This is a genomic window from Streptomyces sp. JLYT201 (assembly GCF_059448825.1).
On record NZ_CM182551.1, the window covers coordinates 4,933,985 to 4,947,784 of the forward strand.

14 protein-coding genes and 1 tRNA gene are annotated in these 13,800 nt (G+C 69.7%); 8 read left to right on the top strand and 7 right to left on the bottom strand.

All coding sequences use genetic code 11. From position 1 onward, the window contains the following. Positions 1-95: 95 nt before the first annotated feature. Together AC5WAM_RS20355 and AC5WAM_RS20360 are read right to left on the bottom strand one after the other, a co-directional pair. A complete protein-coding gene (locus tag AC5WAM_RS20355) occupies positions 96-353 on the bottom strand; it encodes a chaplin (RefSeq protein WP_495523415.1) in 258 nt (85 codons plus the stop codon). Between the two features lie 376 nt (positions 354-729). Beyond that, complete coding sequence (locus AC5WAM_RS20360) at positions 730-1,140, bottom strand: rodlin (RefSeq protein ID WP_366796175.1); 411 nt, start codon at positions 1,138-1,140, stop codon at positions 730-732. A gap of 339 nt (positions 1,141-1,479) precedes the next feature. On the opposite strand from AC5WAM_RS20360, the gene AC5WAM_RS20365 reads away from it, so the two are divergent. The 4 genes from AC5WAM_RS20365 to AC5WAM_RS20380 all read left to right on the top strand — a co-directional run bounded on the left by AC5WAM_RS20365 (position 1,480) and on the right by AC5WAM_RS20380 (position 5,117). After that, positions 1,480-1,890 (top strand): rodlin, encoded by a 411-nt coding sequence (locus AC5WAM_RS20365; protein WP_366796174.1) that lies wholly within the window; start codon positions 1,480-1,482, stop codon positions 1,888-1,890. 584 nt (positions 1,891-2,474) lie between these two features. After that, the gene (locus AC5WAM_RS20370) at positions 2,475-2,882 is read left to right on the top strand and encodes a rodlin (RefSeq protein WP_366796173.1); all 408 of its coding nucleotides are present in this window, start codon (positions 2,475-2,477) and stop codon (positions 2,880-2,882) included. A 208-nt stretch (positions 2,883-3,090) separates the two neighbouring features. Next, positions 3,091-3,957, top strand: coding sequence for an LPXTG cell wall anchor domain-containing protein (locus tag AC5WAM_RS20375; RefSeq protein WP_495523416.1), 867 nt, complete (start codon positions 3,091-3,093; stop codon positions 3,955-3,957). A gap of 311 nt (positions 3,958-4,268) precedes the next feature. Next, positions 4,269-5,117 (top strand): low temperature requirement protein A, encoded by an 849-nt coding sequence (locus AC5WAM_RS20380; protein WP_495523417.1) that lies wholly within the window; start codon positions 4,269-4,271, stop codon positions 5,115-5,117. On the opposite strand, the gene AC5WAM_RS20385 is transcribed toward AC5WAM_RS20380, so the two are convergent. Next, positions 5,091-5,163, bottom strand: a tRNA-Ala gene (locus AC5WAM_RS20385). The genes AC5WAM_RS20380 and AC5WAM_RS20385 overlap by 27 nt on opposite strands. A 184-nt stretch (positions 5,164-5,347) precedes the next feature. Between AC5WAM_RS20385 and AC5WAM_RS20390 the strand changes: the two genes are divergently transcribed. Together AC5WAM_RS20390 and AC5WAM_RS20395 are read left to right on the top strand one after the other, a co-directional pair. Next, positions 5,348-5,896 (top strand): helix-turn-helix domain-containing protein, encoded by a 549-nt coding sequence (locus AC5WAM_RS20390; RefSeq protein ID WP_138960712.1) that lies wholly within the window; start codon positions 5,348-5,350, stop codon positions 5,894-5,896. Between the two features lie 52 nt (positions 5,897-5,948). Next, positions 5,949-7,961 carry a serine/threonine-protein kinase gene (locus tag AC5WAM_RS20395; RefSeq protein ID WP_495523418.1) on the top strand — a complete coding sequence of 671 codons (2,013 nt, stop codon included), beginning with the start codon at positions 5,949-5,951 and terminating at the stop codon, positions 7,959-7,961. Positions 7,962-7,981: 20 nt separating this feature from the next. Here the strand turns inward: AC5WAM_RS20395 and AC5WAM_RS20400 are convergent, their stop codons facing one another. Then, the gene (locus tag AC5WAM_RS20400; RefSeq protein ID WP_495523419.1) at positions 7,982-9,499 is read right to left on the bottom strand and encodes a hypothetical protein; all 1,518 of its coding nucleotides are present in this window, start codon (positions 9,497-9,499) and stop codon (positions 7,982-7,984) included. A 248-nt stretch (positions 9,500-9,747) separates the two neighbouring features. Further along, positions 9,748-9,876, bottom strand: a complete 129-nt coding sequence (locus AC5WAM_RS20405) for a DLW-39 family protein (RefSeq protein WP_003999697.1) — start codon at positions 9,874-9,876, stop codon at positions 9,748-9,750. 323 nt (positions 9,877-10,199) lie between these two features. Between AC5WAM_RS20405 and AC5WAM_RS20410 the strand changes: the two genes are divergently transcribed. Beyond that, on the top strand, positions 10,200-10,535 hold the full coding sequence (locus AC5WAM_RS20410) for a DUF6344 domain-containing protein (protein WP_366796168.1): 336 nt from the start codon (positions 10,200-10,202) through the stop codon (positions 10,533-10,535). Positions 10,536-10,797: 262 nt separating this feature from the next. On the opposite strand, the gene AC5WAM_RS20415 is transcribed toward AC5WAM_RS20410, so the two are convergent. Next, complete coding sequence (locus AC5WAM_RS20415) at positions 10,798-12,177, bottom strand: tyrosine-type recombinase/integrase (protein WP_495523420.1); 1,380 nt, start codon at positions 12,175-12,177, stop codon at positions 10,798-10,800. Between the two features lie 451 nt (positions 12,178-12,628). Then, on the bottom strand, positions 12,629-13,054 hold the full coding sequence (locus AC5WAM_RS20420) for a helix-turn-helix domain-containing protein (RefSeq protein WP_495523421.1): 426 nt from the start codon (positions 13,052-13,054) through the stop codon (positions 12,629-12,631). A 230-nt stretch (positions 13,055-13,284) separates the two neighbouring features. On the opposite strand from AC5WAM_RS20420, the gene AC5WAM_RS20425 reads away from it, so the two are divergent. Beyond that, entirely contained in the window at positions 13,285-13,788 is a 504-nt protein-coding gene (locus AC5WAM_RS20425) for a hypothetical protein (RefSeq protein WP_495523422.1), read from the top strand. Positions 13,789-13,800: the final 12 nt, after the last annotated feature.

Genomic DNA, 13,800 nt, shown 5'->3' on the forward strand with positions numbered 1-13,800 from the left:
GTGATCTTCCTCTGTGCGGTGGAGCCGGCCTTGGCACCGAGTGGTACGCCAAGGCCGGCGAAGGCGCAGCCTGAACAGCTGGGCTGGCTGCTGCGTCAGTCGTTGACGCAGGTGTTGCCGAACGCCGGGTTCAGCAGCGCGATCAGGTCGAGGCTGTTGCCGCACACGTTGACGGGAACGTGGACGGGAACCTGGACGACGTTGCCGGACAGCACGCCCGGAGAGCCGTGCGCGCCACCCTTGGCGTCGGCGTCGGCGAACGCCGGGGAAGCCACACCCAGAGCCAGAACCGCGCCCGCGACGATGGCAGCGCCCTTTTTGAGCTTCACAACATTTCCCTTCTGTCGGGTCACGCCTATACGGCGGTCGAAACCGGGCGGTCAATATTTGCTTCCCGCACCGTGACCTGAGTCCTGTTAACGAGTGGAACTGGGCGAGGAAACCGAGATGGTGACGCGATTCGGAATTTCACTCGATTGACTCAGCAGGACCAAGAAGCCCTGGAGCAGGGTGAGTTGAAAACACCGTGCGCGAGAGCCGGAATGAAGTGGCCGAAAGGATCAGAAGCCGATCCCGCACGGTGCGGCCGCACCCGACACGGACACAGAAGCCGCACCCCACATGGGCACAGAGGTCGCACCACAACCGGGCACAGAAAAGGCCGCCCGGGCCGCCATCCCCGAAAACGAGGTACGGGCGGCCCGGGCGACCCGGGAACGCGCGGCGCAATCAGCCGTTGTTCACACCGTTGCCGGACAGCGCGGAGATGTCGTCCAGGATGTGCGACAGCGGCTCGTCGCCCTTGGCCTGCGTGGAGTTCTCGACACACTGCTGGTTCTGCGGCGCCGACAGGATCGGGATGTCCTGGACGGCGACCGGGACCACGCCGACGATCGAGCCGATGTTGGCCTTGATCGGCACGCCCGCACACAGCTTGTTCAGCGAGCCCTGGACGGCCGAGAGCTGGGGGCTCATGTGGCCGTGCGTGGCCGAGTTGCCGAACGCCTGCTTGGCGTCGTTGCCGCTCATCGAGTGGGTGCCGTTGTCGTCACCAATGGCCAGCGCGGTGGGCGCGGCGGCGGCAGACATTCCGACGACGGACGCGGCGACCGCGGCCGCTGCCATTGACTTCTTAAGCATTTCCTGTTCCTTTTCCTGGACAGAGACACGGCTTGCTTCAGCCCGGTTCAACAGGCCTACCAGGCGCACGGTTGCGCACGTTCACCCCATCGGATCCTTTTCCCGGAAGGAACTCGACACCGGACCGACAACACGTCCGCAGCACAGAGATCAGCTGATCGCACCACCCTTATCCTTTTGTCATTTCTTCTGCTTCCGCACATCTCTGCAGGGAAGTAGGAGTTTCATATCCCGCAGGTGAGCCATCCGGGTGAACCGGAGCAACCCCTGGCCATAGCGGCAGTTACCCAAAGTGCTCCTGGAAGGGGCTGAGACGGGGCTCATCAGAAGGGAAAACCTGTGCTCAAGAAGGTTATGGCCGCGACCGCGGTCACCGCTTCCGCAGTAGGCATGACCGCCGCGATGGCACCCACCGCGAGCGCCATCGGCAACGACCACGGCACCACCTCGGCGAGCGGCAACGGCGCTTCGCAGGAGTTCGGCAACTTCGCCACGCACGGCAACATGAGCCCGCAGATGGCACTCATCCAGGGCTCGTTCAACAAGCCCTGCATCGCCCTGCCCGCCAAGGCCAACGTGGGCTCGCTCGTCGGCGTGGTCCCGGTCGCCGTCCAGGACATCCCGATCCTGTCGGCGCCGCAGAACCAGCAGTGTGTCGAGAACTCCACGCAGGCCAAGGGCGACGAGCCGCTGTCGCACATCCTCAACGACATTCCCGTCCTGTCCGGCAACGGCGCCGGCAACCACTGACGTCCGCCCGTCGCCCCCGGTACCAGCGGGCCGCCACGCTCTCCCCGGCGGCCCGCTGTGCTGTGAGGGAGCGCCCCGCGCCACCGGGCCCGGGCCGCCTCAGGGCCGGGGCCAGAAGTCACGTCCCACGAGCTTCTGCCACTCCTGATCGGGTCGGCCCGGAACTGTCTTTCCCTGAGCACTCCACTTGTGCAGAAGCGATTCATAGATCGGCTCGACACGGCATTCCGAGGAACGCCTGCTGACCGGAATGACACCCTGCCTCTGCCATTTTCCGCCAGGGTTGCTCATGCCCTCACCTCGACACCGTGAAGCTTTCGCTGTCTTACGTACTCGATCGCCTTTTGCGTACTTGACCTACGTACCTGATTGCCCGCCCGGCAAAACAGCGGGTGGTCGCTTCGGATACGCACGGGCGACACCCCTGTAATACCTGAGCGACACCCGGTCGGAGCCACGATTCCACGTTTTGAGCGATGACCTCACTAATGGGCCGACCGGGTCGAGGGGCGCAACTCCAGCGCCATCACTCAGTTGATCATCACGCGGCTCCGTAACGGAGCCACTTTCCGAAGGGAACCCACATGAAGAAGGTCCTGGCCTCCGCCGCCATCGCCGCGTCCGTCGCGGGCATGTCGGCCGTCGCGGCCCCGCAGGCGCTCGCCATCGGCAACGACTCGGGCACCACCTCGAAGAGCGGCAACGGCGCCTCGCAGGCGTTCGGCAACTCCGCGACGCACGGTGACATGAGCCCGCAGATGTCACTCGTCCAGGGCTCGCTCAACAAGCCCTGCATCGGCCTGCCGGCCAAGGTGAACGCGGGCTCCATCGTCGGCCTGGTCCCGGTCGCCGTCCAGGACATCAACGTCCTGTCCGCCCCGCAGAACCAGCAGTGTGTCGAGAACTCGACGCAGGCCAAGGGCGACGAGCCGCTGTCGCACATCCTCAGCGACATCCCGATCCTCTCGGGCAACGGCGCCGGCAACCACTGACGCCTCCTCCCTCCCGCCACCGTTCGGGGCCGGCCACCGCCGTGGTCGGCCCCGAACGCGTCTTCGGCGGCGCCACGCCCGCCGCTCGTCTTCCGGTCGGGTGAAGGCGCGAGCGGCACGCATCCCCTTCCGCGAGTCATCGGCGGCAGAGCAAAAGTGCCCTGTTTGGATGCGGATTAACCAGATTGTCTGCATGGAGGGATCGATCATGCGAGTTCTGAGAAAGTCCGGGACGGCCTTGGCCATGGCCGTCGGTACGGCCTGCGCCGTCGGCGTCGCGTGCGGCACGGCCCTGGCCGGGGACGCCGATCAGACGCCAGGAGCGGCCGAGGTGCACGCGCCACCCCCGGCCGCGGCGGCACCACCTGCCCCAGCGGGGTCCACCGCGCGGAAGGCCGAGTCCCCGTCGGGCGACGCGGCCTCCGACAGCGCCGCCGCCAGAAGAGCCGAGCCCCCATCGCCCGTCACCGACAAGCGGACTGATGCCCCGTCAACGGCGGGCGGACACGGCCACCAGGACGAGGACGGATACGGGCACCAGGACGGGTACGGCCACCACGGTCCCGCCGCGGACACGCCCTCCACCCACCGCGGGGACGCACCCGATGACGGTGACGACGCCACGCACGGCTCCGACTACGGCGACACCGGCGAGCACGGCTACGCGGACGACTACGGAGACGCCGGTGAGACCGGTTACGGCGGTCCCAAGGATTCCGGTTACGGCGACGACCACGGCCCCTCCGGCTACGGCGACACCCCCTCCAGCCCGCCGCCCACGACGAAGCCGCCCACCACTCCGCCTCCGACGACGCAGCCGCCCACCTCGCAGCCGCCCACGTCGCAGCCCCCCACCTCCACTCCGCCGACCTCGCAGCCCCCGACCTCGCAGCCGCCGACCTCGGGTCCGCCCACCTCGGGGCCGCCGTCGCCGTCGCCCAGCACCTCTCGGCCGCCGGAGATGCCCCAGACCGGCTCCGGCAGCACCGTCGCCCTGGTCACCGCGAGCGGCCTCCTCATCGGCGCCGGAGTGCTCGTACGGCGCCTGAACCGCCGATTCGGTGACCGAGCGTAATGATCTGAACCAGGGTCAGCGACCACCCGGCCATCCCACCAAGCGCCTCTGACCTGCGAAAATGCCAGGAAGATCGATGTGGGGCCCGCCTTGGCACCTCAAGGCGGGCCCCACATTGGTTGCGTGCGCGAACATCCACGCACGCTTACCTACGACGTGCTGCGGCCCACCCCGTCCCGGGACATTCTGGAAGCAAACGGCCGCCATACGGCCGGACGCGGGCGCGGGAGGCACGGCGATGAGCGAGGACACCCCGTCAGGCGTGGGGCACGGCCGGTCAGTAGTACCGCTCGTGCGCACGACAGCCCGCCATGCGGGTGGCGCTCGCCTTCCAGTGGCTGCGCGCCGCGCGCGGCGAGAGGAGGGCCGCCCGGCAGACCGCCTTGCGCTACGCCGTCGGCCTCGTGGCCGTACAGGCCAGCTGGGTCGTCCTGCTGCTTCCGGACGCCGCCTGGTGGTGGGGGCTCGGGCCGCTGGCCGTCGCCGACCTCGCGGTGCCCGCCTTCGCCGAGCAGCACTACCGCACCACCTGGCACCTGCACCACATCGCCGAGCGCTACGGCCTCTTCACCCTCATCGTTCTCGGCGAGACCATCGCCGCCGCCACCGTCGCGGTGCGCTCGGCCCTGGACGGGTCCGCGGCCCTGGACGAGCTGCTGCCGATCGCGGTCGGCGGGCTGCCCATCGTCTTCGCCGCGTTCTGGATCTACTTCGCCGTGCCCATCCACGAGTACCTGGCCACCCACCAGCACTCGTTCCTCTGGGCCTACAGCCACAATGTGATCTTCGGCTCGGCCGCCGCGATCGGCGCGGGCATCGAGGTCGCCGTCGAGCAGGCCCACCCACCACGCCCACATCTCGGCGCTGCCGACCGCCCTGTTCATGATCACGACCTGGGCCGGGCACGCCCGTCACTTCAAGCGCGGCACCGCTCAGCACGCCGTCCTGCCCGTCGGCGCCGTCCTGGTCCTGGCCGGCAGCCTCGCCGGTCACTGGGCCGTCCCCCTGGCGGGCCCCGCCCTGACCTGCACGGTCGCCACCGGCGTCCGGCTCGCCGCCCCACAGCCCTGACCAGTACCGCAAAAGAGCCCCTTCACCCTACGTTTCCGCAGGTCAAAGGGGCTCTCCAGGGGTGGAGCCTAGGGGAGTCGAACCCCTGACATCTGCCATGCAAAGACAGCGCTCTACCAACTGAGCTAAGGCCCCGGACAACGACACCGGTACGTGAAGATCACGGCCCGGGGAGCGTCGCAGACCAGAGTACCGGGTCCCACCGGGGATCTCGCAAAAGGATTGGGGGTCCCCGTGCGCGACCACTCTCCGTAAGATGCTCGACGTGGTTCGCGGCAGCGAACCGCAGTCCAATGGGGAAGCGATGGGGAGACGCAACATGGACGCTGCACAGCAGGAATCAACCGCAAGAGCACGGGAACTCCAGCGGAATTGGTACGGGGAGCCGCTGGGGGCACTCTTCCGTCGCCTCATTGACGACCTGGGCCTGAACCAGGCACGGCTGGCCGGGGTGCTCGGCCTGTCCGCGCCCATGCTGTCCCAGCTCATGAGCGGCCAGCGCGCCAAGATCGGCAATCCGGCCGTGGTCCAGCGCGTCCAGCTGCTCCAGGAGCTGGCCGGGCAGGTCGCGGACGGCAGCGTGAGCGCCGCCGAGGCAACCGACCGCATGGACGAGATCAAGAAGTCCCAGGGGGGTTCCGTACTGACCAACACCACCCAGACCACGTCGAGTTCGGGCGCCCCCACGGTGAAGCGCGTGGTGCGCGAGATCCAGTCGCTGCTGCGCTCCGTCGCGGCGGCGGGCGACATCATCGATGCCGCGGACTCCCTCGCCCCGACCCACCCGGAACTGGCAGAGTTCCTCCGGGTGTACGGGGCGGGCCGCACCGCGGACGCCGTCGCCCACTACGAGGCGCACCAGAGCTGAGCCGTCGGCCGGGCCGCTGCCGGGCGGCCCGGAAGGGGAGCGGGGCACGACCATGGGTGAGGTCTTCGCCGGCCGGTACGAACTCGTCGACCCGATCGGCCGCGGGGGAGTAGGCGCCGTATGGCGTGCCTGGGACCAGCGGCGGCGCCGGTATGTGGCCGCCAAGGTCCTGCAGCAGAGAAACGCCCATACGCTGCTCCGCTTCGTGCGGGAGCAGGCGCTGCGGATCGACCACCCGCACGTGCTCGCCCCCGCCAGCTGGGCCGCCGACGACGACCAGGTCCTGTTCACCATGGACCTGGTCACCGGCGGCTCGCTCGCCCATGTCATCGGTGACTACGGAGCGCTGCCGCCCCGCTTCTGCTGCACGCTCCTCGATCAGCTCCTCGCCGGTCTCGCCGCGGTGCACGCGGAAGGCGTCGTGCACCGCGACATCAAGCCCGCCAACATACTGCTCGAGGCCACCGGGACGGGACGCCCGCATCTGCGCCTGTCCGACTTCGGCATCTCGATGCGCAAGGGCGAGCCACGGCTGACCGAGACGGACTACGTGGTGGGCACGCCCGGATACTTCGCGCCCGAGCAAATGCTGGGCGCAGAAACGGACTTCACCGCTGACCTCTTCGCCGTCGGCCTCGTCGCCCTCTATCTGCTGCAGGGCGCCAAGCCGGACGCCAAGGCCCTCATCGAGCACTTCGCGGCCCACGGCACCCCGAGCGCTCCCCGGGGCGTGCCCGAGCCGCTGTGGCAGGTCATCGCGACGCTGCTGCAACCCGATCCGCAGGCACGCTTCCGCACCGCAGCGGGGGCGCGGAAGGCGCTCGCCTCCGCCACCGAGGTGCTGCCGGAGCCCGGCCCCGACGACGAGCTCGTCGAGATCTTCGACCAACTGGGCCCGCTGCCCGAGGGGTTCGGCCCCGACGGCCCCCTCACCCCCGCGCCCAAACCACCACCACCTCAGCCACCACCGTCCCAGCCACCACCGTCCCAGCCACCACCGTCCCAGCCACCACCGTCCCAGCCACCACCGTCCCAGCCGCCTTCGTCCCAGCCGCCTTCGTCCCAGCCGCCTTCGTCCCAACACGCCGCGGCTCAGCACTCCGTTTCGCAGCACACCGCGGCTCAGCACGCTGCCGCTCAACACGCCGCGGCTCAGCACGCCGCCTCTCCGCCGTCCGCTTCTCAGCACACCTCGCCTCAACTGCCCTCGGCTCAAACGCCCTCGGCCCAGCAGCCCGCAGCCCACCAGGTCTCGCCCCATCAGCCCCCGGCCCACCCGCTCGGCGCCCAGCAGTCCGTCTCCCAGCAGTCCGTCTCCCAGCCGCACACGCCGCCGTCCGTACCGCGGCCGCCCACGGAGCAGCCGTCCGTGGGCCAACCGGCCATGCCCCAGCCCGCTGCGGGCCAGCCGACCACCGGTCAACCGCCCCTCGGGCAACCGCCCGTGGGCCGCCCACCCCTGCCCCAGCTCCCCCTGACGGAACCGTCCACACCGCAGCGCCCCGTCACACCACCCCCACCCGCACCTCAGCCCGCCACGCCCTCCACGCCCCCCGCAGCTCAACCGCTCGTGCCACCGCCGCCGCTCCCTCCGCCTCCCCCGATGTCGGAGACCGGCAGCTTCCACCTGCCCCCGCCGACGCAGGCGCCCCCGCAGCCCGCGCAGCCGCCCACTCCCCCCGCGCACACCCCGCTCGCCTCCGAACCCGCCCACGCGGCATCCCCCCGTCCGACCGCACCGGCGGAGGACGGCCTCTCACGGGTCACGGGCTCCTCGGTGCGGCGCGCCTACGCATACGCTCACCCGGCGCAGGTTCCCCACCCGAGCACCCCGATTCCGGGACCCCTCGCACCGGTTGAAGCCCTACTGCCGCCGGGGCGCGCGGAGTCAGCAGAGGCGCCGCCGAAGGAGCCCTCGCGCCCCCGCGCCGCCCGTTCCCGACCTGCCCGGTCCCACGCGGCCCGGCCGCGGCGCAACGGCCCGCCCGTGAAGGTGGCCCTGCCGATGCTGCTCGCCGCGCTGGTCTGCTTCGCGGTGGGCTTCTGGGCGCTGTCCCGCATCTGAGGCAGGATCCGGGGGCGCCCTCAGGCCGAAGCGCGGCGCCCCGCCGCCCGTCTGCGCCCCACAAGCGTCCACACCCCCAGCACGGTCACCAGCACCGTTCCGGTGCCGATGCCCGCCGCGGCCAGGACCTTCATGGCTTCGTCGCCGCCCGTACCCGCGGCGGTCGCCCCGCCACGGTCCGCGCCGCGCCGGCCGGGCCCGCCGGAGGCGTCGTCCCCTCCTGCGCCGCCCCGTGCCGCCGCCTCGTCCCGCTCCGTCACGCCGAAGGCGTCCGCGGGCCGTGCAGCCCCTACGTAGTCGGGTCCCGGCCGCTGCTCTCCGGAGACGCCCACCCGCAGGGTCAGTCCGACCGCCCCTTCGCCGAACTGCGCGCCGACGTCCGGGTCCAGAGTGACCGCCAGGTAGTACCACCCGGCGAACCGCACCGCGGCGACCTTGGAGAGGGGCGCGTACCGGTTCTCGTAGGCGACCGTCGGCAGTGTCGGCAGCGCGGCCGACTTCTGGCGGCCGTCGTACGCGGTGTCCATGTCGTCGACCGGGCCGCGCGCGGGGTTGAACACGGACACGACCAGCGCGGACGTGACGTACTCGCGGTCTGCCGCACCGCCGCTCGCCCCGGACCCCCTGGACCTGCCGGAACCCCCGGATCCACCAGCGCCCCCGATCCCGCCGGGAACCCCGGCTCCCCGCGCCCCGCCGACCTCGACCGTGGCGGACAGCCGCTGGCCCCAGTCCACCGGCACGCGGTAGTAGCGCGTGCGCCCCGGCTCGACCTCGTCGCCCCACACGCCCCGGTCCAGGGCCTTGGCCGTGCTGAAGCTGCTGCCTCCCGCGCGCGGGAGGGCCGGGCCCGCGGGCGGGGCGGGTGTGCCGGGGTCTCCCGTCCGGGGCGGTGTCGTGGCGCCCCGCTCGGCGAGCACGGGCTCCGAGGTGACGTGGAGCTCCAGATCCCAGCTCTCCGAAGTGGACGGTTTCTCGGTCGCGGACGAAATCGACGACCTGGAGTCGACGGTCCGCTCGACGACTACGTAGTAGGTGCCTGCCGTCGCGCACCGGCGCCCGTCCGGCCCGACGGTGCGCGAGGCCGACGCGGTGAGGGGGCGGGGGCTGCGCGAGGCACCGAAGCGTGAGGAGCCCGCGTCGCAGTCGAAGCCGTTCGCGTCCTCGACGGACACCCGGATGCCGTCCGCGAAGCCCACCTGGCTGCCGAGGCCGGGGAGCGCGGTGGCGGAGACGTAGACGTTGTCCTTGGCGCCCAGGTCGAGCCGGTAGTAGAGCTGGGTCGTGCCGCCGGGGCCCGGGGGCTTGATGGAGCTCCTGTACGTCGATCCCGGCGTGAGCGCGCGGCTCCCGGTGCTGCTCGGCGTACCCGTGACGGCCCGTGCGCCATCGGCGAAGGCATACGGCTGCGGAGTCTCGGCAGCGTGCGCGGTCGCGAGGAGCGCGGCCGCGGGGAGCGCGGCCGCGCACCACACCGCGCTCAGGAGCGCGGCCCCCGCGCCCGCCACCGTCCGACGGCTCGCCCGGTGCCGCGTCACGCCGCTCTCCACCTCACCCTCCATTGATTTGCCCAAGCAAGCAATGAAATTGCGTAAGTGAATCAAGGGGGCCGCGGCCGCCGTCCGGTGCGGCACCAGCCCCTCCCGCCCCGGCGAGGGAACGTCATACGCGCGGGCCGAGTGTCAGCAGCCCGGCCCAGGAGGAGCGGGACAAAAGCCCCCTCGCACAGCACAGGGCCCCGACCGCTCTAGCGATCGGGGCCCTGTGACGAGACTGCCGTCGATACTCACGAACCCGTGGGCACGGAGTCAGTCGCCTCCGTCCACAGATCCTGCTCGGCGCGATCCGCCTGGATCTGGCGGTACACGAGGAGCCCGCCGATGGCGGCCAGTGCGACCAGGAGAAGCTTCTTCACCGCGCGACCTCGTCTTTCCTTGACGTAGGGGACTTCTGGCGCCCGACTATACACACCGACCGATACCGATCGGTGACCTGGATCGGCCTCAACTCCCCTCCCGGACACCGCAGTAGATGCGGACTGAATCCCTCCGCCTACGCTCCGTCCCCGGTGGGGTTCGCCGATCTTGCCCCGCTTCCCGCTTTCTCGGGCCTCCTGCACCCATCTGGGTGGTGTTCATCTGAACATCGGCGCGACGCGAGCGTCGGTCCCCCACTGTCGGCCCCGCATACACATCATGAGGAAAGTACGCAAATCGCCCAACCCGAAAGTGAGGGGTCATGCCCGCCACGAAGGCCATGAAGCTGTGGGCCACGCTCGTCTCCGCCGTCCTCGCGCTGTTCGCCGCGCTCGGCTTCGCCTCCTCGGCGGCCGCGGCCACGCCGGTACAGGACGCCACGACGACGTGCAAGAGCACGACGAGCGCACAGGAGCACGTGCTCGCCGCCTGGGCAATGGCGTACGAACGGTCCCTGCCGCCCACCATGAAGCAACGCATCCGCGCCGAGGCCCACGGCTCGACGCCCAGCTGCCGCCACCTCCCGACGACGGACGCGGAGGCCGCGGACGACGCCTCAGGGGCCCTCACGAGCGCGAGCCTCGCCGCGGAGCCGTAACCCCCGAGCGAACCCCCGAGCAGTGACGTCACTCACGCAGAAGACCCCCAGCCGGTATCGGCTGGGGGTCTTCTTGCTGGTGGGGCTAACAGGATTTGAACCTGTGGCCTCATCCTTATCAGGGACAATGCGGCTCAGGACGTATGCGCAGGTCAGTGGATCATGCGCCTGCCAGCCTCTACATCCGTCTACATCATCGGGTGTCGCCCCACCCCTGCCCGGCATACCGTGATCTTGGAAGTTTTTTGGACTCCGGCTGGACTCAGGCCACCAGCCGCAACCTGGCCTTTCGCGCCTTCCAGTCGTCCATCGCCGCCAACACCTGTCCGCAGTGGTCCGCCGCCGCGTGCGTGTAGAGCCACGTCACCTCGCCCGCGCGCTCGTGCCCGAGGATCTCCTGGGTGATCGCCTCCGGCACGCCGCGGGCGTGGAGACGCGAGGCGTAGGCATGCCGGATGTCGTGGAAGTCGGGCCACCAGTCGACGCGGTCCTTCTGCTCCTGGCGCTTCCGGCCGGTCACCTTGTCGGTGACCGTGACCCACACCTTCTTGATCGTCTTGCGAGCGACGCCTGCAAGGTCGATCGCCTTGATCCACAGGCGCCGGAAGGCACTCCGCCGGATCGGCGCGCGGTACGGCTGATGCGTCGTACGGCTGACCTTGTTCCGGCCGTGGAAGACCAGCTCGTCCTCGCACAGCCCATCGCCCGGCTGGGACACGTTGGTGCTGGCGTCCGGCTCCTCGGCGAACAACTCGCGCAACACGCGGATCGCGAGCCCGGTCAGCGGTACCGAGCGGAGACCAGCATCGCTCTTGGGGTAGGCCTTGCGCCGGATGCGGCCGCGGGTCTCGGTCAGGACCTCGCGGACGTGGAGCACGCGCTTCTTGAAGTCGACCCAGCACCAGCGCAGCCCGGCCAGTTCGCCCCAGCGGAGCCCTGTCTCCTGGGCCACGATCTGAAGGGCGTGGAAGTACTTGGGGAGAAAGGCGCGGATGCGCCAGAGCATCGCGTACGTCGGCGGCCGCCGGTCTTCCGGGTGCTGCTTCTTGATCGTCGGCAGCGTGATGCCCTCGGCCGGGTTGTAGGGGATGCGCTTGTCGAGCTTGGCCGCGGTGAGCATGCGGTCGAGGACCTGGAAGCACTTCGTCACCGAGCTGGCGGCGAGCGGGCCTCCGTTCTCGTCGTGCAGTGCCCAGACCCAGTTCTGGATCTCCAGCCAGCCAAGCTCGTACAGCCGGTAGCTGCCGAAGACGGGCCTGATGTGGTTGCGCCACATCCCGTCGTCCCGGATCTGGGCCTGGTTCCAGTCCTCCGGGCGGATGTCGTCCGGGGCCTGCTTGACCTGTGTCGGCCACCAGAGTTCGTGCCACGCGCACAAAGCGATCTCAGCGCGCGTCGGGTCCAGCCATGTGCGTTCCCGGATCTCGGTGCGCGCCTTCTCCAGGAACGCGATCGCGTCGCCCTCGGTCGGGAAGTTCTTGGAGACCGGCTTCCCACCCGGCCCGGTATATCGGGCCTGCCAGGTGCCGGTGTGGTCCTTCGTCTTCTTCCGCGCGGGTTCCGGGTGCTTCTCCAGGCACGGCTCGCAGCCGCACCGCCTGGATGGGACCGGGCGCGGGTTGTTGGTGATGGGTCGCCCCACGGGACCTGCCTCAGTGATCAGAGAGTGGGGGCGCCGGACGCGGTGGGCGTCAGGGCGAGGGCGCGTGGAAGATCTACGCGCGTCCCGCAGAAGCAGAGAAGTCCGGCGCCAGCGATGTCAGGTGCGCCGAGATCAATCGTCAGGATCGCGTGAAGCTCTCTGATCAGATCGTGGGGGTGGGTGCCCCTGTCTACGAGGATCGTCACCTCGTGCGGGTCCCAGATGGCGATCTGTGGGAGATCGTCGACCACGGCAATGCGGATGCACACAGGTATCCCCCCAGGAATGCCGACGGCATGGCGTGATCCGCTCCGGGAGGACAGCGGGTGACTGATCGTACCTGTGTGTGGTGGTGCTGTGGAGGGGATTTGTCATATGCGCGGGGGCGGGATTCATTCACACCCCGTGCGTTTCAGAAACCCCTCCTTCCTCAGGCAACCCTTACCGAGCGCTACGAGACGCGACTGACCGCCAGCATGGCCTCGGCGTACTTCACGACGTCGCGCTGCTTGTCGTCTGGTAGCTGCCGGTAGAGCTTCAGAAGCCGGGCCTCGCGCTCCTCGTCAGCCCGTCCAGGTACGGGCCGGCCTGCCGCGGCGAACACCTCCCGAGGTGTGACGGTCACGCCCCACGCTCGGAAGGCCTCGACTAGCGCGCGGAGGCGGTCCGGGGAGACGCGGCTCGTGCCCCTGGTCCTGTTCATCCAGGCGTTGAGGGTCGGGTAGGAGATGGACGCCGCTGCGGCGAGGTCTTTCTGGGTCTTGTCGGGCGCCTCGTCCAGGAGGCGCTCCAGTAGTGCCGCCAGGTCCTCGCCCTGAGGGGCTCGGTCCTCGGCGGGATGGTCAGGCTCGCCGGGGTGGTGCTGGTGGCTCGTCACATGACGAGGATCGGCCATCAGCATCTACATCCGCAAGTAGATCGCAGAGCGATGACCCGGATTTGACGCTGCACAGGTGCGTCTACATAACCCCTGTGCACCCCTCCTCAGGCCCACCAACACCCCTGTGCGTCACCCTTGACGCGATATGCATCTGCACGTAGATTGTAGATAGTGCAGGTCAACGGGACCGGCACACCGCAGATTCGGCCATGCGCCGGAGGTTCGCTATGCGACGACTGGAGTCGGGTGCCCCGCTGCGGGCCGCCATGAAGGCGGCTGGGCTGGACATCCCGAGCCTCGCCGCCAAGACGAAGGAAGCAGACCCGGCGGGCGAAGGGCTATCCCGGGCAATGATCGGGTTCATCGCAGGGCGCGGCAAGACCGCCCGCGAGGAATGCAGCGCCCGCGCCGCCGGGCTCATCGCGGCAGCGCTCAACAAGGAGGTCGGGGAGCTTTTCCGCCAGGAGGACATTCCCCTGACCTCGAAATCTACATATGCACGTAGAACGCAGATCAGCAAGGGGCGGGGCCAGTCCCTGCCGGACCGGCTGATGGATCAGCAAGAGCTGTCCGAGTTCCTGCGCAAGTCCCTGAGCTGGATCGACAAGCAGATCCAGGAGGCGGCGGCGCAGGGCGAGACCTGGCCCGGACTGATCTACGTCGGCCGCAGCAGGCGCTTCGACCCGCACGCCGTCCTGAACGCGATGCGGCAGCAGCGCACCGCCGCCTGACACAGAAGGGCC